This window comes from Bradyrhizobium cosmicum, from assembly GCF_007290395.2.
GTDB lineage: Bacteria > Pseudomonadota > Alphaproteobacteria > Rhizobiales > Xanthobacteraceae > Bradyrhizobium > Bradyrhizobium cosmicum.
This window is the reverse complement of record NZ_CP041656.2, coordinates 6,753,401-6,774,420: the sequence shown is the minus strand read 5'-3', so window position 1 is coordinate 6,774,420 and position 21,020 is coordinate 6,753,401. Positions and strand designations below refer to the sequence as shown.

The window sequence follows — 21,020 nt, the reverse complement described above, 5'->3', positions numbered from 1 at the left end:
TTACGCCGCCTCGGCCTTCTTCTCGTCGCGGAGCTGCCGCCGCAGAATCTTGCCGACATTGGTCTTCGGCAGGTCGGTGCGGAATTCGATGTGCTTGGGCACCTTGTAGCCGGTGAGTTGCTCCTGGCAGAACTTGACCACGTCCTCCGCCGTGAGGTTCGGGTCCTTCTTGACCACGAAGGCCTTCACCGCCTCGCCCGATTTGGAGTCGGGGATGCCGATCACGGCGCATTCGAGCACGCCCGGCTGGCTCGCGATCACCTCCTCGACCTCGTTCGGATAGACGTTGAAGCCGGAGACCAGGATCATGTCCTTCTTGCGGTCCACGATCTTGGTGTAGCCGGTCTCGTCCATCACGCCGATGTCGCCGGTGCGGAAATATCCGTCCGCCGTCATCACCTTCGCGGTATCCTCCGGCCTGTTCCAGTAACCCGACATCACCTGCGGGCCCTTGGCGCAGATCTCGCCGGGCTGGCCGAGCGGCACCTCGTTGCCGTCGTCGTCGCGGATCGAGATGTAAGTTGAAGGCACGGGGATGCCGATGGATCCCGAGAACTCGGTCGCATTCGCCGGGTTGCAGGTCAGTGTCGGCGAGGTCTCCGACAAGCCGTAGCCTTCGGCGATGAAGCAGCCGGTCACGGCTTTCCACTGCTCGGCGACGGGGCGCTGCACGGCCATGCCGCCGCCGTTGGAGATCTTCAGCTTGGAGAAATCCAGCTTCTTGAAGTCGGGATGGTGCATCAAGCCGTTGTAGAGCGTGTTGACGGCCGGGAAGCTGTTGACCTGGTACTTCGCCAGCTCCTTGACGAAGCCGGGAATATCCCGCGGGTTGGGGATCAGCAGATTGCAGCCGCCGGCGCGCACCGCGAGCAGGTAACAGGCCGTCAGCGCGAAGATGTGATAGAGCGGTAGCGCGCAGACGATCATGAGCTGGTCGACATGCGGGGGCGCAGAGAGCGCCGGCTGCAGCCAGGCATCGTTCTGCAAGACGTTGGCGACGATGTTGCGATGGAGCAGCGTGGCGCCCTTGGAGACGCCGGTGGTGCCGCCGGTATATTGCAGGAAGGCGACGTCGCCGGGCGACAGTTTCGGCTTGTTGAAGGCCAGAGAGCGGCCGGCCGACACCGCATCGTTGAAGGCGACCGCCCCCGGCAGCGACCAGGCCGGCACCATCTTCTTGACGCGGCGAACGACGAGATTGACGATCACGCCCTTGAAGCCGAGCAGGTCGCCCATGCTGCCGACGACGACATGCTTGACCGCGGTCTTCGCGATCACCTGCTCGACGGTGTGGGCAAAATTCTCCAGCACGATGATGGCTTCGGCGCCGGAATCCTTGAGCTGATGCTCGAGCTCGCGCGGGGTGTAGAGCGGGTTGACGTTGACCACCGCATATCCGGCGCGCAGCACGGCGGCGGTCGCAACCGGGTACTGCAGCACGTTCGGCATCATGATCGCGACGCGAGCGCCGCGCTGGAGGCCGCGTCCCTGCAAATAGGCGGCGAGCGCCAGCGACATCTGGTCGAGGTCGCGATAGCTGATCGACTTGTCCATGCAGATGAACGCCTTGCGGTCGGCGAACTTGGTAAAGCTCTCCTCCAGCAGGTCGACCAGCGATGCGTATTGCGCCGGATCGATATCAGCGGGCACGCCGGGCGGATATTGCTTGAGCCAGATGCGCTCCATGGAAACTCCCCTCTCCTACACCAGAGCCCGTTGTGTCTCGGGCTTGCCCCATTGCCGGCAGTATCCAGCCTGCCGGAACGGGTGGCAAGTCGTGGAGGCTTAAGACAAAGGCCGGGGAGTGGCTACTGGAATCGTCGCAAATCGCGTTGCCGCAAGTGCGAAGCGCAGGCTGCGGTTTAATTCCGAGGGCCGTTAACTGTTGTTGGCCGGCTTGGCGGCGGCAGGCTTGGTCGCGGCCTTGGGCTTGGCGGGTTTGGCGGGCTGATCAGCGCTTGCCGCAGGTTTCGCCGCTGCATCCGGCTTGGCTGCGGCATGCTTGGCGCCAGCCGGCTTGGCCGCCTGTTTAGCGTCGGCCTTCGGCTCAGGCTTCACCGCCGCCGGCTTCGCGGCTGCGATCTTGGGCGCCGCGTCTTTCGGCTTGTCGGCGGCATCAGGCTTCTTGGCAACGCGCGACTTCTTGCCACGCGGCTTCGCAACCGTTTGCTGGTCGGCGTCGGCCGCAACCGCCGCGATCAGGGCGGTGCCGGTGCGGGTCGGGCCGGTGTAGACCAGCACGGGCTCGGCTGCCGCTGGAGCCGACGCCATCAGTTCGGAGGCCTTCATCAGGGGCGGCTGCAGTCCGGCCGTGAAGAACGTCACCTGGGCTTCGCCGCCGGTGGCGGAGGCCGACCCGGAGGTGCCGCCATTGGTCGCGATCAGGGCGTCGTCGTCGTCGCTCGCCGGCCGTTTGCGATGGCCGCCGCACATGTCCTCGCGCAGGTTCGGCGGCGAGGCGTCGACCGGCACCAGCTTGTCGACGGTGCCCAGCGAGGGGCGGAGCCAGGTGAGATTGTCCTGGCTGAAGCCGCGCTCGAGCAATTGCGCCGCCTTCACCGCGCGTGCGGTGCCGGAGCTGGCGCCGAGCACCACGGCGATCAGCCGGCGGCCATTGCGCGTGGCAGACGCCACGAGATTGTAGCCGGAGGCGCAGATGAAGCCGGTCTTGAAACCGTCGGCGCCGGGATAGCGGCCGATCAGCTTGTTGAAATTGCCGGTGACGCGCTTGCCGAAACGGATCGCCGGGATGTGCACGAAGTATTCGTATTCCGGCAGGTCGCGCAGGAACGAGCGCGCGAGAATGCCGAGGTCGCGCGCCGAGGTGATCTGACCGTCGGCGGGCAGTCCGTTCGGATTGACGTAGCTCGTCTGCGTCATGCCGAGCCTCTGCGCGGTGTCGTTCATCATCGCGGAGAAGCCGTCGATCGAGCCGCCGACGCCTTCGGCGAGCACCACGGCCATGTCGTTCGCCGACTTGACCATCATCATCTTCAGCGCGTTGTCGACGGTGAGCTGTGTTCCCGGACGGAATCCCATCTTCGAGGGCGACTGCGAGGCGGCCGTCGGCGACACCGTGAGCAGCGTGTCGAGCGTGAGCCTGCCGTCCTTCACCGCCTTTAGTGTCACATAGGCGGTCATGATCTTGGTGACCGAGGCCGGATACCACGGGATCGTCGCGTTATCCGCCTGCAACACCTTGCCGCTGTCGGCTTCGATCAGGAGCAGCGCTTCGGCGTTCGCCGCGCGTGGCGCAAGCAGTGCCGCACATGCGAGGGTCGCAGCAAACAGATTGAACAGGGACTTGCGAAGCAGCGGGCGAAGGGAGTGCACTATCCGATTTCCGGTCCTTGGAGACCCGCCGGTTCCCGGGCGGCTCTCGTGATCTGATGTTCGGTTCTGAAATCCGGCGCCGCCGCTTGCGGCGTCGCAAACCTATACCGGCTCGTGCGTCGAGAACAGGGGGTTCGGCCGGGTATTCAGCGATGAAATAGGCCGAATTTCGACGGTGCCATGGGGACTTGCTATGGGGATTTGGCTGCTGTCGCGGCAGCCTCGGCGGCCGTCACGCTGGCCCGTGCATTCGCTTGTGATTGTTCCTGCACCATGAACTGGGCTTTCGCGAGTTCGGCGAAATGGCCGGCTTTGGCGACGAGTTCATCGAAAGTTCCGCTTTCGATCACGCGCCCGTTCTCGAATACCAGGATCCGCGTGGCATTGCGGATGGTGGAGAGGCGGTGGGCGATCACGAAAGTGGTGCGGCCCTTCATCACTTCGTCGAGAGCGGCGTTCACCTTGGCCTCGGTCACCGCATCGAGCGCGCTGGTGGCCTCGTCCAGGATCAGGATCGGCGGGTCCTTCAGCAGCGCGCGGGCGATCGACAACCGCTGCCGCTCGCCGCCGGAGAGCATGCGGCCGCGCTCGCCGGCGTTGGTCTGGAAGCCGCCGCTGCGCTCGATGAATTCGAGTGCCTGTGCGCGCTCCGCGGCCTTGCGCATCTCGGCCTCGGTCGCATCCGGCTTGCCGACGCGCAGATTCTCCTCGATCGAGCGGTTGAACAAGAGCGCTTCCTGGAACACGACGCCGATGTTCCGGCGCAGCGAGGTCAGCGTCACGCCGCGCACGTCCATGCCGTCGATCTTGATGAAGCCGGACTGCGGGTCGAACGCACGGTGCAGCAGCGCGATCGCGGTGGATTTGCCGGCACCGGTCGGGCCGACCAGCGCGATGGTCTGGCCGGGCAATGCTGTGAAGGAGAGGTCCTCGATCGCCGGCCGCTTGCCGTCATAGGAGAAGGTGACGTCGTTGAACTCCACGAGGCCCGAGAGCCGGCCCGCGTCGATCGCGTCGGAGCGGTCGTGGACCGCGGGCACCGCATCGAGCACGTTGAAGAACTCGCGCAGGCGCGGGGCTTCCATGAACACGTTGTTGATGAAGCTCACGACCTGCTCGAGCTTCTGGATCAGCATGGTCGCGAAGCTCACGAACATCACGATTTCGCCGACCGATGTGAGGCCCTGGTCGTGGAGGGCGATGCCGAGCGAGAAGATCGCGAGCACCGTGATGGTGGTGGAGGCGCGCGTGATCACGGTGACGAGCGCCCACCACGACAGCACCGGCATCTGCGCGGCCAGCAGCTCGTCGGCGACGGAGCGCAGCCCCTTCACCTCGGATTCGACGCGGACGAAGCTCTGCACCAGCGCGACGTTGCCGAGCGCGTCAGAAGCGCGGGCGGAGAGCTCGCTATAGTGCTCCTCGACCTGCATCTGCATGCCGAAGGTCTTGCGCACGACGAAGGTGGTCAGCGCCGTGAAGACGACGCAGAGCACGAACAGCAGGACCGCGAGCCGCCAGTTCAGGTAAAGCGACAGCGGCAGCAGCACCACGACTGACAGGATCGCGGCAAAATGCTCGCGGAAGAAGCCGAGCCACAGCCGCCACAACGCGTCGGTACCGTTGAGCATCACCTTCATCAGCCGGCCGGAATGGGTGCCGGAGTGGAAGGTCAGCGGCAGTTGCAGGATGTGCTCGAAATAGTCGGTCAGCACCGCCTGGCGTTGACGGTGGGAGAGCCGGTCGGCCTGCAGGGCCACCAGTGCGCTGCATCCGATGGTGAACAGCCCGAACGCGACCCAGGCCAGCAGGAATGGCCAGGCCGAACTCGACCCGGCGACCGTCTTGCCCGAGAGCACGTCGACGATTCGGCCGAACAGGACGGGCTCGGCGAACTGCGAGGCGGCCAGCAGCAGATTGGCAAACGCCAGCAGCCAGCCCAGTCGTGCCTCCTTGCCGAGGAGTTCGAGAACGCGGGTGTAAAGGCTGAAAATGGTCATGCTGTAGCGAACTCGGGCGGATCGAACGAGGTGAGCCGATATTCTAATCAGGGATCGCCCGCGAGATACAGCGGAAGCTGTAGTTTTGCTCAGTTGATCTGCCGCCTTGCGACGGGCGGCAGGAACCGGTCGTCGAAGATATCACCCGCCGCCGGCTTCTTGTGGAATTTGAAGTCCTGCGCGATCTGGTCGATCGAGCGCTCCAGGCGCGCCGGGTCGCCGCCGAGGCCATTGCGCCTGACCTCGTCGGTCAGGATGTTGTCGACGAGCACGGTGCGCAGGCGTTCAAGCTCCCGATCGCGGTCGCCGTCGTCGATGCGGCCTGCGGCCTCGTTTGCCGCGCGCGCCGGCTCTTTGACGCTCGCATTGATGCCGGCGATCAAGGCGCGAACAAAACCCTTCACCGCATCGGGTTTGGTCGCAGCGAAGGCGGGATTGGCCACCACGGCAAAGCCGTAGGCCTCGCAGCCATAATCGGCAAAGCGCAGCACGACGAGATCCGCTCCGGGTACGCCGCGATCGCGCAGGTTCACCGCCGAGAGATAGCTGAAGCCGGCGACGGCATCGACCTGCCCCGCGGACAGGATCGGCTCGCGCACTGCCGCGCTCATCTTGTGGAATTTCACGTTTGGAGTGTTGATGCCGTTCTGCTGCGCCAGCGCCGGCCACAACCGCATCGACAGATCGCCGTCGACAACGCCGACAGTCTTGCCGTCGAGGTCGGGCAGGAGATGGATGCCGCGACTCCTGCGGGCGATGATGGCGTAGGGCGCGCGGTTGAACAGCACGAACACTGCCTTGAGCGGTGCGGCATCGTCCTTGCCGCGAAAGCGAATGAGTTCGTTGATGTCGACGAGCGCGAGCTCGCTGTCGCCTTTGGCGACGCGCGCAAGCGTTTCCGGTGATCCGGCCGCGATGTTGAATGTCACGTTGAGACGCTCGGTGCCGAAGCCGCCGTCCTTTGCGGCAAGGAAGAACGGCGCCATGCTCGCATCGATCGAACGATCGAACGTGAAATGGATCGCGGTGGACGGGGCGGCGGTCTCGGCCGCCACGACGTCGCGCGTCGTCAGTGCGGCAAGCGAGATTGCAAGGCCCAGCAGGCCGCGAAGAACGATCGTCTTGTATCCCGACATCAGTTGCGCCGGTCCCGCATTGTTGTGGTTTTGTGACGCTCGCAGCGCCGGCCGGCGGTGAGCCTGCGCGCGCCAACATGAACGGCGGATGAGCGGCGGTTGCGTCACGATCACGCAACCCCGTTCAGCTTGTGTTGGGGTTGGGGAACCCAACATGGGCTGCGGGTGTTTGAAAGACATGAGCCTGTCGTCAGGCACCATTCGAGGTCCCAAGGAGGGTCCAGGACATGTTTGACCGATTTTCGAGATTTGCCGGCCGCAAGGCCGTTATGGCTACTGCCGCCGTGCTGGCGCTGACCGCGGCCGCCCCGACTGCCTCTTACGCAGGCGGCCGTCATTGGCATGGTGGCGGCGGTGCGGCCTTTGCCGGCGCGGCAATCGCCGGCGCCATTGGTACCGGACTTGCGATCGCCGCGACCCGCGACGCCTATGCCTATGATGCCCCGGCCTACTACGGCGGCGGTCCCGTCTACTACGATGAAGCCCCGGCCTATTACGGCGGCGGCTCCTATTATGGCCCGCGCCCATTCCACCGTTGCGGTGGCCCCTACCAGTCTGCGCAGGGCGGCCAGGGCTCCATCGGGTCCTGCTACTAAGTCCGGCCAGCTGATCTTGACCATAACGGGCCGTCGCGCTTGCCGCGGCGGCCTGTTTTTTGCTTTTATTGTCGGGCGTTAACGCCCTCGCCATTGGTTTAGAGTAGTTTTGAGTACCATGAGTGATTCGCTTGAGCGGCTATATCTGGCTGTGCTCGCGGCCAGAGATCTCGATCCGGCAACATCGCGTACGGCCCGGCTGTTTCAACGTGGCCCATCCAAGATGGCGAAGAAGCTGGCAGAGGAGGCGATCGAAGTCGTCATCGATGCCGTCAACGGCGACAGCGAGGCCGTGATTCGGGAAAGTGCCGATCTGCTCTACAATCTCACTGTGCTTTGGGCCTCGGCTGGTGTGCGCCCTGAAGACGTCTGGCGCGAGATGGCGCGGCGGGAAGACATGCTCGGAATCGCCGAGAAGCTGCCGAAGACGCCGATGAAGCTGCCCAAAGTGGCGTCACCGCGCGTAGCCGCCAGGCGGCCAATTGTCGCGCTCGAAGGCCGCGTGGCGCGCAAACGCCACTAGGCGCCGCCAGAGCGTCACAAAACTCGCGATGGACAAATCCGCCCCATGGTGCTTCATCGCGGCGCCATGCTGAAACGTATCTACGACTGGTGCATCGACGCCGCTCACAAGCCTTACGCGCTCTGGATCATGGGCGCCGTGGCTTTCGCTGAAAGCTCCTTCTTCCCGGTCCCGCCGGACGTCATGCTGATTCCGATGTCGCTGGCGCGCCCGCAGCGCGCCTGGCTCTATGCTGCAATCTGCACCGCGACCTCCGTCGTGGGCGGCCTGCTCGGCTATGCCATCGGCGCGCTGCTGTTCGACTCGGTGGGCCACTGGCTGATCCAGGTCTATGGCCTCGGCGACAAGGTCGACGCTTTCCGCGCCTCCTACGCGGAGTGGGGCGCGGTGATCATCCTGCTCAAGGGGCTGACGCCGATCCCCTACAAGCTCGTCACCATCACTTCGGGTTTCGCCGGCTACAATATCGGACTGTTCATCCTGTGCTCGATCGTTGCGCGCGGGGGACGTTTCTTCATCGTGGCGATCCTGCTCAATCGCTATGGCGACTGGATCCGGGTCAGGATCGAGAAGCATCTCGGATTGTGGGTCGCGCTCGGCGCCGCCGTGCTGGTGCTGGGCTTCGTCATTGCAATCAAGTTGATCTAGCGCTGCTGCGGCTTTGCCGCGGCGCGCGCTTCGGCTACGGTTGCCGTCATGATGGTTCGATCCGGCAGTCCGGTCCTGCGACTGGGGACGCTGATATTCGCGGTGCTTTCGCTCCTGCTCGGTGCCGGCGGGACGGCATGGCCGCAATCCGCGCCGCCGTCGCTCGGCGTGCAGGAGCAGGGCCCGCAGGCGCCGCTGCCCTCGACGCCCGCCCCGCCGGTCCACGAGGCAAATCCCGGGCTGATCAACGAAATGGGCAAGCTGTTCGACAAGCTGCCCTCGATCCTGCCGCCGATCAAAAGCCCGAGCGAGACCATGAACGACCTGTCGCGCCTGGCGAAGCCATCCACCATGGTATCGGGGCGTATGGCCTGTCCGGCGTCGTCAAACGGAGCGCCCGATTGCAAGCAGGCCGCCGACCAGCTTTGCCAGAGCAAGGGCTATAAGGAAGGCAAGAGCCTGAACGCCGATTCCGCAGAGAAATGCTCGGCCAAGGTTCTCATCCCGGGCAGGCAACGAAAGCCGGACGACTGCCGCACCGACACTTTCGTGACAAGCGCGCTGTGCCAGAACTGAAGCGATGACGCCGCGCACCAGCAACAAGGAGCGCCCATGAGCCGCACGGAGCAGGACTTCCTCGGACAGCGTGAGATCGCCGACGACATCTACTACGGCGTCCAGACCATCCGCGGGAAGGAGAACTTCCACATCACCGGCATTCCGATGAACCAGGAGCCTTACTTCGTGAAGGCGCTCGGTTACGTCAAGAAGGCCGCGGCGATGGCCAATCGCGACCTCGGCGCGATCGACGCCAAGGTGGCGGACGCGATCATCATCGGCTGCGACCGCGTCATTGCCGGCGACATGATGGATCAGTTCGTCACCGACTTCATCCAGGGCGGTGCCGGCACCTCCACCAACATGAACGCCAACGAGGTGATCGCCAATCTCGCGCTGGAATCGCTCGGCTTCAAAAAGGGCGACTACCAGCATGTCAGTCCGAACGATCACGTCAACTACGGCCAGTCCACCAATGACACTTATCCGACCGCCTTTCGGCTCGCGCTGATCCTCCGGCTCGAAAGCTACATGACGGCGTTGCGGCAACTGCAGGAGGCGTTCTTCGCCAAGGGCAGGGAGTTCGATCGCGTGCTGAAGATGGGCCGTACGCATCTTCAGGACGCCGTGCCGATGTCGCTCGGTGCCGAATTTCGCGGCTGGGGCACCACCATGGGCGAGGAGGTCGATCGCATCTCGGAGGCACGGGCGCTGCTGCGCGAGATCAATCTTGGCGCCACCGCGATCGGCACCTCCGTCACAGCGGCGCACGGCTATCCCAAGCTCGCTGTCCGGCATCTCAGCGCGCTGACCGGCGTCGACTTCATTCTCGCCGGCGACCTGGTCGAGGCGACATCGGACACCGGCGCCTATGTGCAGCTCTCCGGCGTGCTCAAGCGCACCGCGAGCAAGTTGACGAAGATATGCAACGACATCCGCCTGCTCGCCTCCGGCCCGCGCGCCGGCTTCAACGAGATCAACCTGCCGCAATTGCAGCCGGGCTCGTCGATCATGCCGGGCAAGGTCAATCCCGTGATCCCCGAGGTCGTCAACCAGACCAGCTTCCTGGTCATCGGGCTCGACACCACGGTGACGCTGGCGGCCAGCGCCGGCCAGCTCCAGCTCAACGTGATGGAGCCGGTGATCTCGTTCGCGCTGTTCTTCTCGATCCGCACCATGGAGCGTGCCGTCAACAGCCTGCGCGAGAACTGTGTTGTCGGCATCACCGCCAATGAGGAGCACACCCGCAACATGGTGCTGAACTCGCTCGGCATCGTCACCGTGCTGAAGCCGCTGCTCGGCTACAAGCAATGCGCTGAGATCGCGCGCGAGGGCTACAAGAGCGGCAAGTCGCTGCACCAGATCGTGGTGGTCGAGCGCAAGCTGCTGACGCAGGAGAAGTGGGACGAGATGTTCTCGTTCGAGCGGCTGATCAATCCGGATCTGATTGGGTAGGCGCTATCATTCCCGGGGCGCGCGAAGCGCGAGCCCGGAATGACGGGAGAGGTATTCCGCGCCTTGGAATTGCGGTCACGGCTTCTGCCACGGCGTCATAACGCAATACTTGACAGTGGAAAGATTGCCTTGTTGGTATGGCTCCCAACTTCCATTTGACCGCCAATAGAGGATCGCTCCGCTATGTCCATGCCTGCCTTGTTCAAGGGGCGCCTGTCGATCCCGGTGATCGGCTCGCCGCTCTTCATCATCTCGGTGCCCGATCTGGTGATCGCGCAGTGCAAGGCGGGTGTGGTCGGCTCGTTCCCGTCGCTGAACGCGCGGCCGCCGGAGCTGCTCGACGAGTGGCTGGCGCGGATCACCGAGGAGCTTGCGGCCTACGACCGTGCCCATCCCGACAAGCCGTCGGCGCCGTTCGCGGTCAACCAGATCGTGCACAAGTCGAACAACCGGCTCGATCACGACATGCAGCTCTGCGCCAAGTACAAGGTGCCGATGGTCATCTCCTCGCTCGGCGCACGCGAAGAGCTGAACCAAGCGGTGCATGGCTGGGGCGGTATCGTCTTCCACGACGTGATCAACCAGAAGTTCGCGCACAAGGCGATCGAGAAGGGCGCCGACGGCCTGATCCTGGTCGCGGCCGGCGCCGGCGGCCATGCCGGCACCATCTCGCCGCTGGCTTTCGTTGCTGAAACACGAAAGTGGTTCGACGGTCCGATCGCGCTGTCCGGCGCCATCGGCAACGGCAGGGCGATCCGCGCCGCGCGCGTTCTTGGCGCCGACTTCGCCTATATCGGCTCGGCCTTCATCGCCACCAAGGAGGCGAACGCGGTCGAGAAGTACAAGGAGATGATTGCAGGCTCGACGGCCGACGACATCGTCTACTCCAACCTCTTCACCGGCGTACACGGCAACTATTTGAAGCCCTCGATCCTCGCCGCCGGCATGGACCCCGAGAACCTCCCGACCTCGGATCCTTCCAAGATGAACTTCGGCACCGACGCCTCCGGCGAGCGCGCAAAGCCGAAGGCCTGGAAGGAGATCTGGGGCAGCGGCCAGGGCATCGGCAGCATCGACGGCGTCGTGCCGGCCGCAGAGTTGATCGCGCGCTTCAAGAAGGAATACGACGAGGCGATTGATCCGCCGTTGTAGTCTAGGTGTCCCGGACGCGCTGCTGAGCTGCGTCCGGGGGAACGCCAGCCGGGAGACCGAGCAAAACATGACCGCCATCTACCGTGTCGACGGCAACAACGTCCTCACCAGCCCTGATGCCGCCGGTCCCTGGGACCGGCGCATGCAGCACGGATCGGCGCCTGCCTCGCTGGTGACCTGGGCGGCCGAGCGCATTCCGACTCCGGCGCCGATGAACATTGCGCGCGTTACTATCGACCTGATGCGCCCGGTCCCGGTGGCGCCACTCACGATCGAGACCAAGGTCCTGCGCGAGGGCCGCAAGATTCAGCTCTGTGAAATCAAGCTGCTCGCCGACGGCGTGCAGGTGGTCGGTGCCACCGTGCTGAAGATCAAGCGCCAGACCTTGAGTCTGCCCGACGACGTCGCGGAGTTGCCGGTGACGCTGCCCTCGCCGGAGGACTCGCTCGTCGAGGACGGTCATGCCGCCACCAGTCCGTTCGTGCGATCGGTTTCGATGCGCGCCGCGCGCGGTCGCTTCGGCAAGGCCGGTGCCGGCGCGATCTGGTTTCGCGTCGATCACCCGCTGATCGAGGGCGAAGCGCTCTCGCAGGCGATGCGCGCCGTGGTCGCCGCCGATTTCTCCAACGGCACGGCTTCGACGCTCGACTTCCACGCCTGGACCTACATCAACGCCGACCTCACCGTGAACTTTTCACGCCAGCCGATCGGCGAGTGGATCCTGCTCGACGGCGAATCCTGGATTGGCGCCGACGGGGCGGGCCTCGCGATGTCGCGGCTGGCGGATCGGCAGGGCTACTTTGGCCGCGCAGTGCAGAGCCTCGTCATCGAGAAGCGATAGCGCCATTCCTGTCGGCAGCCGTCTTCGCCGGCGCGGTGCTGGATCGGTTCCACATCGCCGGGCCGCCATTCGGAAATGGCCCTCTGTCCGCCCTGCATGGATCGTGACGGCTCCGCCCGGAACCGATTGTTCCCTTCCCGGTTTTATTCCCCCTAGAGGGAAAATATGGCTTCGATTAAGGAATTTTCGGGAAGGGCCCAGACCGGTGTTTGGGGCTTGGACAACATCCTGTCCGGTGGATTGTCGCGCGGGCATGTCTTCCTGGTGGAAGGCGCGCCCGGCACCGGCAAGACGACGGTGGCGCTGCAATTCCTGCGCGAAGGCACCAAGGCCGGCGAGCGATGCCTGTACATCACCTTGTCTGAGACCGAGCGCGAGTTGCGAGATGGTGCGGCTTCGCACGGCTGGACGCTGGACGACGGAATAACTGTCTTCGAACTGTTGCCCCCTGAGAGCCTGCTCGATTCCGAACAGCAGCAGAGCCTTCTCTACTCCTCCGATCTCGAGCTCGGCGAGACGACCAAGCAGATTTTCGAGGCAGTCGATCGGATCAAGCCGCACCGCGTCGTGCTCGACAGTCTGTCCGAAATCCGGCTTCTGGCCCAGAGTTCGCTGCGGTATCGCCGCCAGATCCTTGCCATCAAGCACTTTTTCTCGAGGTTCAACACCACGGTGATGCTGCTCGACGATCTCACGGCCGATGTCGCCGACAAGACCGTCCACAGCGTCGCGCATGCGGTTCTGCGCCTCGAAGAGCTCGCTCCGGACTATGGCGCGGAGCGTCGCCGCGTGCGCGTCATCAAGTATCGCGGCACCAGGTTTCGCGGCGGCTATCACGATGCCACCATCACCACCGGCGGCCTGAACGTGTTTCCAAGGCTGGTCGCTTCCGAGCACCGCGCCGACCTGCAGCGCAGTACGTTTTCCAGCGGCATTGCAGGCTTCGACCAGTTGCTAGGAGGTGGTGTGGAATCGGGTTCGAGCACGCTCGTTCTCGGCCCCTCCGGTACCGGCAAGTCCCTCATCGCGATCGTGTTTGCCGTCGCGGCGGTGGCGCGGGGAGAGAAAGCGGCGCTGTTCGTGTTCGACGAGGAGCTTGGTCTGCTGTTCTCGCGCATGAAGGGCATTGGAATCGATCTCGACGCGCTGCGCCGGAGCGGCAGTCTCGCGATCGAACAAGTTGATGCGGCCGAACTCTCCCCCGGGGAATTCGCTCATATGGTCCGCAAGCGGGTGGACGAGGAGGGGATCAAGGCCGTCGTGATCGACAGTCTCAATGGCTACCAGGCGGCCATGCCCGAGGAAAACTCGCTCATCCTCCACATGCACGAGCTGTTGCAGTACCTCAATCGCCGCGGTGCCGCGACATTCATGACGGTGGCCCAGCACGGCCTCGTCGGTGATATGAGGGCACCGGTCGACGTCACCTATCTCGCCGATACGGTCATCCTGCTGCGCTATTTCGAAGCGCTCGGCAGCGTGCGGCGTGCGATATCCGTGATCAAGAAGCGGATGGGCCAGCATGAATCGACCATTCGCGAGTTCCGTATCAGCAGCCGCGGTCTGGCCATAGGTGAGCCGCTGGAGGAATTCCAGGGCGTGTTGCGCGGCGTGCCTGTCTACATGGGCGACACCAGGCCTCTGCTGCGGGAGCCCGGTGCGTGAGGCCGGGTGATACGTCCGAACGTGCCGTTGTGCTTGCTCCGACGGGCCGCGACGCAAATGTCGCCGCGAGCCTGATCCGTGAAGCAGGGTTCGTCGCCGACATCTGCACCGACCTCGATGCGCTCGTGCGCGAGATGGCAGCCGGCGCGGGGCTCGCCATCATCGCCAACGAAGCCGTGAAGACCGCCGACTTGCGCGGTCTGGTCAGGTGGCTGAACGAACAGCCCTCATGGTCGGACTTTCCGATCGTGCTGCTGACACGCCAGGGCGGCGGGCCGGAGCGGAATCCCGACGCCATGCGGCTCGGTCTCGCGCTGGGCAACGTCACCTTCATCGAGCGTCCATTTCACCCCACCACGCTGGTGAGCGTGGTGGGATCTGCCCTCAGAGGGCGCCGCCGCCAGTACCAATCACGCGCGATCCTGGAGACCCTCACCGAGAGCGAAGGCCTGCTGCAAACGGCATTGAGCGCGGGTCAGCTCGGCGCGCTGGAGCTGCAACTCCCGTCGTTGATGCTCGAAGCTTCGAACACCTGCAAGCTCTTCTTCGGGCGCCGATCCGAACAGGAGTTCTCCTACCAGGATTTGGTCGATTCAGTGCACCCGGACGATCGCGCCAGACGGCAGGCCGTGTTCGACCGCGCCGTCGCCAGCGGTAGCGATTACAGCATCGAATATCGAAACATCTGGCCTGACGGCTCCCAGCACTGGGTCGATATCAGGGCCCGGCCGGTTTTTCGGCCAGACGGCAGCGTGCAATCCCTGGTCGGGGTGTGCTCCGACATCACCGCGCGCAAGGTCGCCGAGATCGAGCGTGAAAACCTGCTGGCCCAGCTTGCTGCAGAGCGGACTGCGCTGGCCGAGCTCACGGCCACGCTCGAGCAGCGCGTCGAGCAACGGACCGCGGATCTGATGAATGAGGTTGCCGCGCGCGAAAAAGCCCAGGATCAATTGCGGCAGGCCCAGAAAATGGAGACAATCGGCCAGTTGACCGGCGGCGTTGCGCACGACTTCAACAATCTGTTGATGGCCGTCATGGGCAATCTCGATCTGTTGCGCAAACGTATTCCGGACGACCCGCGCCTGCGCCGGCTGATCGACGGCGCGTTGCAGGGCGCTGAACGAGGCGCCTCGTTGACGCAACGCCTGCTGGCGTTCGCCCGCCAGCAGGATCTGCGGGCCGAAGCGGTCGATCTCGGCACGTTGATCAGGGGGATGAGCGACCTGCTCGAGCGCTCGCTCGGTCCCCGGGTCGAGCTGCGTCTGGACGTTCCCGATCGCGTGCCACCGGCACGAGTCGATTCCAACCAGCTTGAACTCGCGATCCTGAACCTCGCCATCAATGCGCGCGACGCGATGCCCGACGGAGGTTCGATCGAAATCCGTATTCGAGACAATCAGGCGGACGAAGAGGCGCGGCTGCCGCCTGGACGTTATCTGGCGCTATCCGTGATCGACAATGGCGCAGGCATGTCGTCGGAGACGTTGAAGCGGGCCGTGGAGCCGTTCTTTTCCTCCAAGCCCCTTGGCAAAGGAACCGGACTGGGCCTCTCGATGGTGCATGGTCTTGCCGTGCAACTCGGCGGTGCCCTTCAGCTCTCCAGTGAGGTCGGAGTTGGCACTACGGCGACCTTGATCCTCCCGGTCGCCACCCAGCTTCCGAAAGCGGAGGTGCCGATGCCGGTGCAGCAACAGGCCGGTCGATCCGCCGTCATCCTGTTCGTCGACGACGATCCGCTGATCGCGATGTCGACCACGGAAATGCTCGAGGATCTTGGTCATCGCGTCATCGGCGTCAACTCGGCGCGTCACGCCCTCGATATCATTCGAAGCGAGCAGCCGATCGATCTCATGGTGACAGACCACGTCATGCCCGGCATGACCGGCCTCGAACTCGCGGCCGCCTCGCGTCAGTTGCGACCGTCACTGCCGATTCTGCTGGCCACCGGATATGCCGAGCTGCCCGAGGGGTCTCAACTCGATCTGCCGAGGCTGGCCAAGCCCTATCACCAGGATCAGCTTCGCGATCGCCTCGATCAGATGCTTGGCTGAAAGGCCAGCGCGGAAAGCATCCGCGACCCCACTTGAAAGGCAGGCTTCCGCCGCCGCGGAAGGGATGCTTGGTCGCGAGCCTCTTCTTGCCTGGAGGTCTCTTGTTCGATGCAGGCATCCTGCCTGTTCAGATGCCGTAGAAGATCTTGATCTCCCACAACACGACAATGATCGCCGTGATCAACGTGACCGCGGCCACTGCACTTTCCAGGGAAGCGACTCTCATCTCACTCTCCGCTTCCCAGCCCCGATATCGCTCTAGTTGATTCCTCGATTCGCCGGCAATTGTGCGAGCAGTGCCCGCGCGCACTCTGTGGCGCGTTGTGGCGCCGAGGCCACAACGGCACCCGTAAAATCCCGGGAGTTACCCCACCATCCGGTCCCGCCCGCTCCAGAAACCCGCGCGCAAAACCTTCTTGTCGACCTTGCCGACGCCGGTCATCGGAAGTTGCTTGACGAACTGGATCTGCTTGGGCGCATGCGCAGAGCCTTTTCGGGTCTTCACGAGGTTGATCAGCTCGTCCGCATCGGGCCTTGTGCCCTCGCGCGGCACGACGATGGCGGTGACAGCCTCGCCCCATTTCTCGTCGGGGATGCCGACGACCGCGACCATCGCGACATCCGCGTGTTGCGACAGCACGTCCTCGATCTCGCGCGGGAAGATGTTGAAGCCGCCGGTGACGATCATGTCCTTCTTGCGGTCGAGGATGAACATGTAACCGCGCTCGTCCCGGCGCGCGATGTCGCCGGTGTGGACCCAGCCGTTCTTCAACGTCTCCGCGGTGATCTCCGGCCGCTTCCAGTATTCCGCCATCACATGCGGGGCGCGCACGCAGATCTCGCCGGCTTCGCCCGTCTTCACCTCCTCGTCGTTGTCGTCGAGGATCCGGACTTCGCAGGCCGCGATCGGGAAGCCGCAGGACAGGAACAGCTCCGGCGTCCTGGGATCGTGGTCCGCCTTGCGCAGCACCGAGACCGGATAGCATTCGGTCTGGCCGTAGAGCTGTGAGAACACCGGCCCGATCCGCTCGATGCCCTCGACCAGCCGGCTCGGCGACATCGCGGAGGCGCCGTAGAGCACCAGTTCGAGCGAGGAGAAATCAGTCTTGCTCAACGCGGGGTGATCGAGCAGCACATAGATCATGGTCGGCACGAACAGCGTGAAGTTGATGCGCTCGCGTGCGATCGTCGTCAGTACGGCCTCGGGATCGAACCCCTTCAGCATGTGGACGGTGCCGCCGCGCATCAGGGTCGGCAGCACCTTCGTGCCGGCGACGTGGCTGATCGGCGCGACCGTGAGATAGCGCGCGGCGTCCGGGATTTCGAAGTCGGCGAGGATCGCGGCGGCGGCTCCGGCATTTTCGCGGTGATAACGCAGCGCGCCCTTGGATTTGCCGGTCGTGCCGCCGGTGTAGTTCAGCGTGGAGAGATCGTCGGGACCGGCGAAGCACTGCGCGCTGGCATGGCCTCCGACCTCGATGGCCTGCAACAGGTCGACGCCATAGCCGGCCGGTCCCATGGTGAAGACGGCCTTGAGCCGGCCCGCCTGCGTGGCGAGCTCCCCGCCGCGATCGCGGAAGGCGGCCGCATCGACCACCAGAACTTCGGCCTCGGAATCCTCCAGCTGGAACAGCTGGTCTGCCTGCGAACCCAACGGATGCAGCCAGGTGATGCAGAGTCGTGACAATTGCGCCGCGACGCCGGCGCACCAGGTGTCGGCGCGGTTCGCCGTGAGGAAGGCGACGCGTGCGCCGGGCTGCAATCCGAGCCGCATGAAGACGCACTGGATGCGTCCGATCAGGTCGATGGTGCCCTGATAGCTCAGCGATCCGCCGGGCCAGGCGAAGGCGGTGCGGCCGGGATAGCGCGACAGTGCCCGTAGCGTCTGCGCGCAACTCGGGGACGATGCGTGGAGCGGATCGGACATATGTTTCCTCGTTGCTTTGTCATCGGCTTGTGTCGTGCCAATGTTTGCGCGCAACGCTAGCACAGCGACGGCGGGATGGAACGACAAAGCCCGCGGAGTACGCAAGGGTGACAGGGAGGTTCGCGTGACGTCGGATAGACTGCAACGTTTCCGCGATCGTCTTGGTCTGTCGCTGATCGCGGCGCCGATGTTTCTGGTGTCGGGCGTCGAGCTCATGGTCGCTGCCTGTCGCAACGGCGTGATCGGCAGCTTCCCCACCGTGAATTGCCGCAGCACGGAACAACTCGAGTCGTGGCTCAGCGAGATCGACATGCGGCTGCGGCAGCACGAGGATCAATCGGGCCGCGAGCCAGCGCCGCTCTGTCCGAACCTGATCGTGCACCGCTCCAATGCGCGGCTGGAACAGGATCTCGCCGTGCTGCTGCGGCACAGACCGGAGATCGTCATCACCTCGGTCGGCTCGCCGGCGCCGGTCTTGAAGCCGTTGCACGACGCCGGCGCGCTGGTGCTGGCCGACGTCGCATCGATCCGCCACGCCGAGCGCGCGGCGGCGGCAGGCGCCGATGGGCTGGTCCTGCTCACCGCGGGCGCCGGCGGGCAGACCGGCTGGCTCAATCCGTTTGCCTTCGTCCGCGCGGTGCGTGCGTTCTACGACGGAATCATCGTGCTCGCGGGCGGCATCAGCGATGGCCGCGCGCTGCACGCCGCCGAAGTGCTCGGCTGCGATCTCGCTTACATGGGCACGAAGTTCATCGCCACGCGCGAGAGCATGGCGGACGAGCGTCACAAGCGGATGCTGGTCGAGAGCACTGCCGACGACATCCTGCTGACCACCGCATTCACGGGCCTGCAGACCAGCATGCTGAAGCCGTCGATCGTGGCTGCCGGCCTGGATCCCGATGATCTGCCGGCGCGTGGCGCGATCGACATCGGCAAGGACATCGATGTCGCCGCACGCGAGAGCCGGCCAAAACGCTGGCGCGATATCTGGAGCGGCGGACATTCAGCATCGGGCGTGACCGAAGTGCTCGCTGTCGATGATCTCGTTGCGCGAACGCTGGCGGAATATCGCGAGGCGGGCGGGCGCTAGGGAACGCTCTCGTTCTCCCCGTAAAAATGCGGAGAAGGCCGTGGCCCGGTCATCGCGATCACAGTTAATCGAGCGCTCCTCCAGGCGGCCTCACTTAACGGCAGATTAACCAACGCAAGCCAAGAATCCCTCTTACGGCCGTCAATCAGGACGGAGGGGGACCGGCGATGGACTTCGATTATCTCAACTCCAAGACGGCGGCGTCGCTCGACGAAATCCGCGTTCGCGTAGCCCATGCGCTGGCCCGCCATCCGCTCTGCCGCAACGTGCGTTTCGACATCCTCAGCGTTCCCCGCACCCGCCGGGGCGGCAACTGGACGGTGACGCTGCAATCGGTCGAGCCGCGCGCGGTTTGGGAAGCCTCCGAGATCGTCGCCGACATCCAGGACGCCTACGATCTGGCACTAGCTGCCTGATTTTCCTGAGTTTTTCTGGGTGTGTCGCCGCAGTCCGCGCGATTGCCGCCGCAATGGCACGGTTAAGCCTTAATTATCGCCCAGTTTCCGGGCAGTGATCACGTGGACTTGAAGCCGGACGCGGAGGGACGTTTGTCCAAAGCCATCACCATCGTCGTGCTGACCTGTTTCCTCGTCCTCGGTGCCGCCACCACCGCCATTCTCGGCCGTGACAGCGTGCCCAGCGTCAGCGCCGAGATGATCTCCCAGGCTTCGCCCAAGTCCCCACTCGCGACCAACCGCGCCGCCAAGGCCGACCGTCTGGTTCCGACGCTGGCACTGGCCTCGGCCGCGATGGAGCCCGTGGTGCAGGTATCGGCCGACAAGCTTTCGCAGACCCCGGTGCTGACCGAGCCGCTGCGCCAGGCCTTTGCCGCCGCCACGCCGGCCGATTTCCCGATGCCCAAGGCAAGTGTGAATGAGGCGCCTGCCGCTGCGGAGGCTCCTGTCGTCGAAGCGCCCGCCAAGCCGAAAGTCGCCGCCAAGCCGCAGCCGCAGAAAAACTATTCGCTGCTGTCCGACGTCCAGATCTCGGGCATCAGGGATCGACTGAAACTGTCGTCGTCGCAGGAATATTACTGGCCCTCGGTCGAGACCGCGCTGCGCAACGTCGTCCGCAAGATCTCGGCGAACAAGCTCTCCAATCCGAACGCGCCGGGCGTGCCGATCGATCCGAACTGCGACGAGGTCCAGCAGTTGAAGTCGGCGGCGATGCCGCTGCTGTTCCAGCTGCGTGACGACCAGAAGGAAGAAGTGCGCAAGCTCGCCCGCATCATCGGGCTGGAAAAGGTCGCTCAGCAGATCTGAGGCGCGGTCCCGCAGGGAACCTGGCTGCCGTCGGGAACATCCGGCAATCTTCAGGCGTTGCTCGCTCCAAACAGGGAGTGAGCCAATGCGCGCCTCGACAGCTTATTTCGTCGGTGCTGGAACGATTGTCGCCGCCATCGCCATTGGTCTCGGCGGCGGTATCGTCGCCGGCAACATCATGAATCCGATCGCGCCCAAGCAGGGCCCGGACACCGGCAAGATGGCGCAGCGCGCCGAGGTCGCCGCCAAGCCGGCGATGACGAACGCTCCGTCCGAGCGCGTGCAGTATATCGCCGGCTCGCAAACGTTTGGCGCGGTGATCGCTGCACCAGCGCAGGCGCGGGACGACGCCGGGCCCGAGGCAAAGCCCGAGACGCAGACCACTCAGGCCAATGCCCAGCCATCGGCTGAACCACCGGCGCCGCAGCCCTCGCAGGCCGCCGCAGTCGAGCCGCCGAAGCCGGCACCGGCGGCACCGCCGCAAAACGCAAAGCCCGTCGTGCAACAGGCTTCGACGGAGCCGCCCTCTCCACCCGAAAACGCCTATGCCAAGGCGAGGGACTCGGACGTGAAACGAGCCGCGTCCGACCGGCGCCGGATCGATCGCCGTGAACGCTGGGCCGAGCGCTCCCGCTATGAGTCCCGCGAGCAACGCGGCATGCGCGATCGCACCGATTGGGACGACGTCGCGCGCAACGTCCGCGCAGATTCCGACGCTCGCGATGTCCCAGGCCGCTCGCGCGGCCCTCGGATCATGCTGTTCGGTTCTGACGACGACTAACG

18 protein-coding genes are annotated in these 21,020 nt (G+C 64.7%); 13 read left to right on the top strand and 5 right to left on the bottom strand.

Annotated features, from left to right (window positions below; translation table 11 throughout):
* The 4 genes from FNV92_RS32250 to FNV92_RS32235 all read right to left on the bottom strand — a co-directional run bounded on the left by FNV92_RS32250 (position 1) and on the right by FNV92_RS32235 (position 6,469).
* On the bottom strand, positions 1-1,686 hold the full coding sequence (locus FNV92_RS32250) for a long-chain fatty acid--CoA ligase (protein ID WP_143843072.1): 1,686 nt from the start codon (positions 1,684-1,686) through the stop codon (positions 1-3).
* Between the two features lie 192 nt (positions 1,687-1,878).
* A complete protein-coding gene (locus FNV92_RS32245; RefSeq protein WP_015688918.1) occupies positions 1,879-3,333 on the bottom strand; it encodes a D-alanyl-D-alanine carboxypeptidase family protein in 1,455 nt (484 codons plus the stop codon).
* Positions 3,334-3,524: 191 nt separating this feature from the next.
* A complete protein-coding gene (locus FNV92_RS32240; protein WP_143843073.1) occupies positions 3,525-5,333 on the bottom strand; it encodes a glucan ABC transporter ATP-binding protein/ permease in 1,809 nt (602 codons plus the stop codon).
* A gap of 89 nt (positions 5,334-5,422) precedes the next feature.
* Positions 5,423-6,469, bottom strand: coding sequence for an ABC transporter substrate-binding protein (locus tag FNV92_RS32235; RefSeq protein ID WP_168213456.1), 1,047 nt, complete (start codon positions 6,467-6,469; stop codon positions 5,423-5,425).
* A gap of 227 nt (positions 6,470-6,696) precedes the next feature.
* Here FNV92_RS32235 and FNV92_RS32230 point away from each other — a divergent pair, with 227 nt between their 5' ends.
* From FNV92_RS32230 to FNV92_RS32190, 9 genes are all read left to right on the top strand, one after another.
* Complete coding sequence (locus FNV92_RS32230; RefSeq protein ID WP_143843075.1) at positions 6,697-7,065, top strand: hypothetical protein; 369 nt, start codon at positions 6,697-6,699, stop codon at positions 7,063-7,065.
* A gap of 118 nt (positions 7,066-7,183) precedes the next feature.
* Entirely contained in the window at positions 7,184-7,588 is a 405-nt protein-coding gene (gene hisE / locus FNV92_RS32225; protein ID WP_015688914.1) for a phosphoribosyl-ATP diphosphatase, read from the top strand.
* A 45-nt stretch (positions 7,589-7,633) separates the two neighbouring features.
* A complete protein-coding gene (locus FNV92_RS32220) occupies positions 7,634-8,236 on the top strand; it encodes a YqaA family protein (RefSeq protein ID WP_015688913.1) in 603 nt (200 codons plus the stop codon).
* Between the two features lie 48 nt (positions 8,237-8,284).
* Positions 8,285-8,812 carry a hypothetical protein gene (locus tag FNV92_RS32215; protein WP_143843076.1) on the top strand — a complete coding sequence of 176 codons (528 nt, stop codon included), beginning with the start codon at positions 8,285-8,287 and terminating at the stop codon, positions 8,810-8,812.
* A gap of 36 nt (positions 8,813-8,848) precedes the next feature.
* Positions 8,849-10,249, top strand: a complete 1,401-nt coding sequence (locus FNV92_RS32210) for an aspartate ammonia-lyase (RefSeq protein ID WP_143843077.1) — start codon at positions 8,849-8,851, stop codon at positions 10,247-10,249.
* Between the two features lie 183 nt (positions 10,250-10,432).
* Positions 10,433-11,401, top strand: a complete 969-nt coding sequence (locus tag FNV92_RS32205) for an NAD(P)H-dependent flavin oxidoreductase (protein ID WP_143843078.1) — start codon at positions 10,433-10,435, stop codon at positions 11,399-11,401.
* Positions 11,402-11,468: 67 nt separating this feature from the next.
* On the top strand, positions 11,469-12,242 hold the full coding sequence (locus FNV92_RS32200) for a thioesterase family protein (RefSeq protein ID WP_143843079.1): 774 nt from the start codon (positions 11,469-11,471) through the stop codon (positions 12,240-12,242).
* A 165-nt stretch (positions 12,243-12,407) separates the two neighbouring features.
* Positions 12,408-13,907, top strand: coding sequence for an ATPase domain-containing protein (locus FNV92_RS32195; protein ID WP_143843080.1), 1,500 nt, complete (start codon positions 12,408-12,410; stop codon positions 13,905-13,907).
* A complete protein-coding gene (locus FNV92_RS32190) occupies positions 13,904-15,958 on the top strand; it encodes an ATP-binding protein (RefSeq protein WP_015688907.1) in 2,055 nt (684 codons plus the stop codon). Before FNV92_RS32195 ends, FNV92_RS32190 begins: the two co-directional genes overlap by 4 nt.
* A gap of 364 nt (positions 15,959-16,322) precedes the next feature.
* Here FNV92_RS32190 and FNV92_RS32185 read toward each other — a convergent pair whose 3' ends face one another.
* The gene (locus tag FNV92_RS32185) at positions 16,323-17,885 is read right to left on the bottom strand and encodes an AMP-binding protein (RefSeq protein ID WP_143843081.1); all 1,563 of its coding nucleotides are present in this window, start codon (positions 17,883-17,885) and stop codon (positions 16,323-16,325) included.
* Positions 17,886-18,009: 124 nt separating this feature from the next.
* Between FNV92_RS32185 and FNV92_RS32180 the strand changes: the two genes are divergently transcribed.
* The 4 genes from FNV92_RS32180 to FNV92_RS32165 all read left to right on the top strand — a co-directional run bounded on the left by FNV92_RS32180 (position 18,010) and on the right by FNV92_RS32165 (position 21,018).
* Positions 18,010-18,975: an NAD(P)H-dependent flavin oxidoreductase gene (locus FNV92_RS32180; RefSeq protein WP_143843082.1), complete on the top strand. Its 966-nt coding sequence runs from the start codon at positions 18,010-18,012 to the stop codon at positions 18,973-18,975.
* A gap of 167 nt (positions 18,976-19,142) precedes the next feature.
* Positions 19,143-19,391, top strand: a complete 249-nt coding sequence (locus tag FNV92_RS32175) for a hypothetical protein (protein WP_143843083.1) — start codon at positions 19,143-19,145, stop codon at positions 19,389-19,391.
* A 132-nt stretch (positions 19,392-19,523) separates the two neighbouring features.
* Complete coding sequence (locus FNV92_RS32170; protein WP_015688902.1) at positions 19,524-20,237, top strand: hypothetical protein; 714 nt, start codon at positions 19,524-19,526, stop codon at positions 20,235-20,237.
* An 85-nt stretch (positions 20,238-20,322) separates the two neighbouring features.
* Positions 20,323-21,018, top strand: coding sequence for a hypothetical protein (locus FNV92_RS32165; protein WP_143843084.1), 696 nt, complete (start codon positions 20,323-20,325; stop codon positions 21,016-21,018).
* The last annotated feature ends 2 nt before the right edge of the window (positions 21,019-21,020 follow it).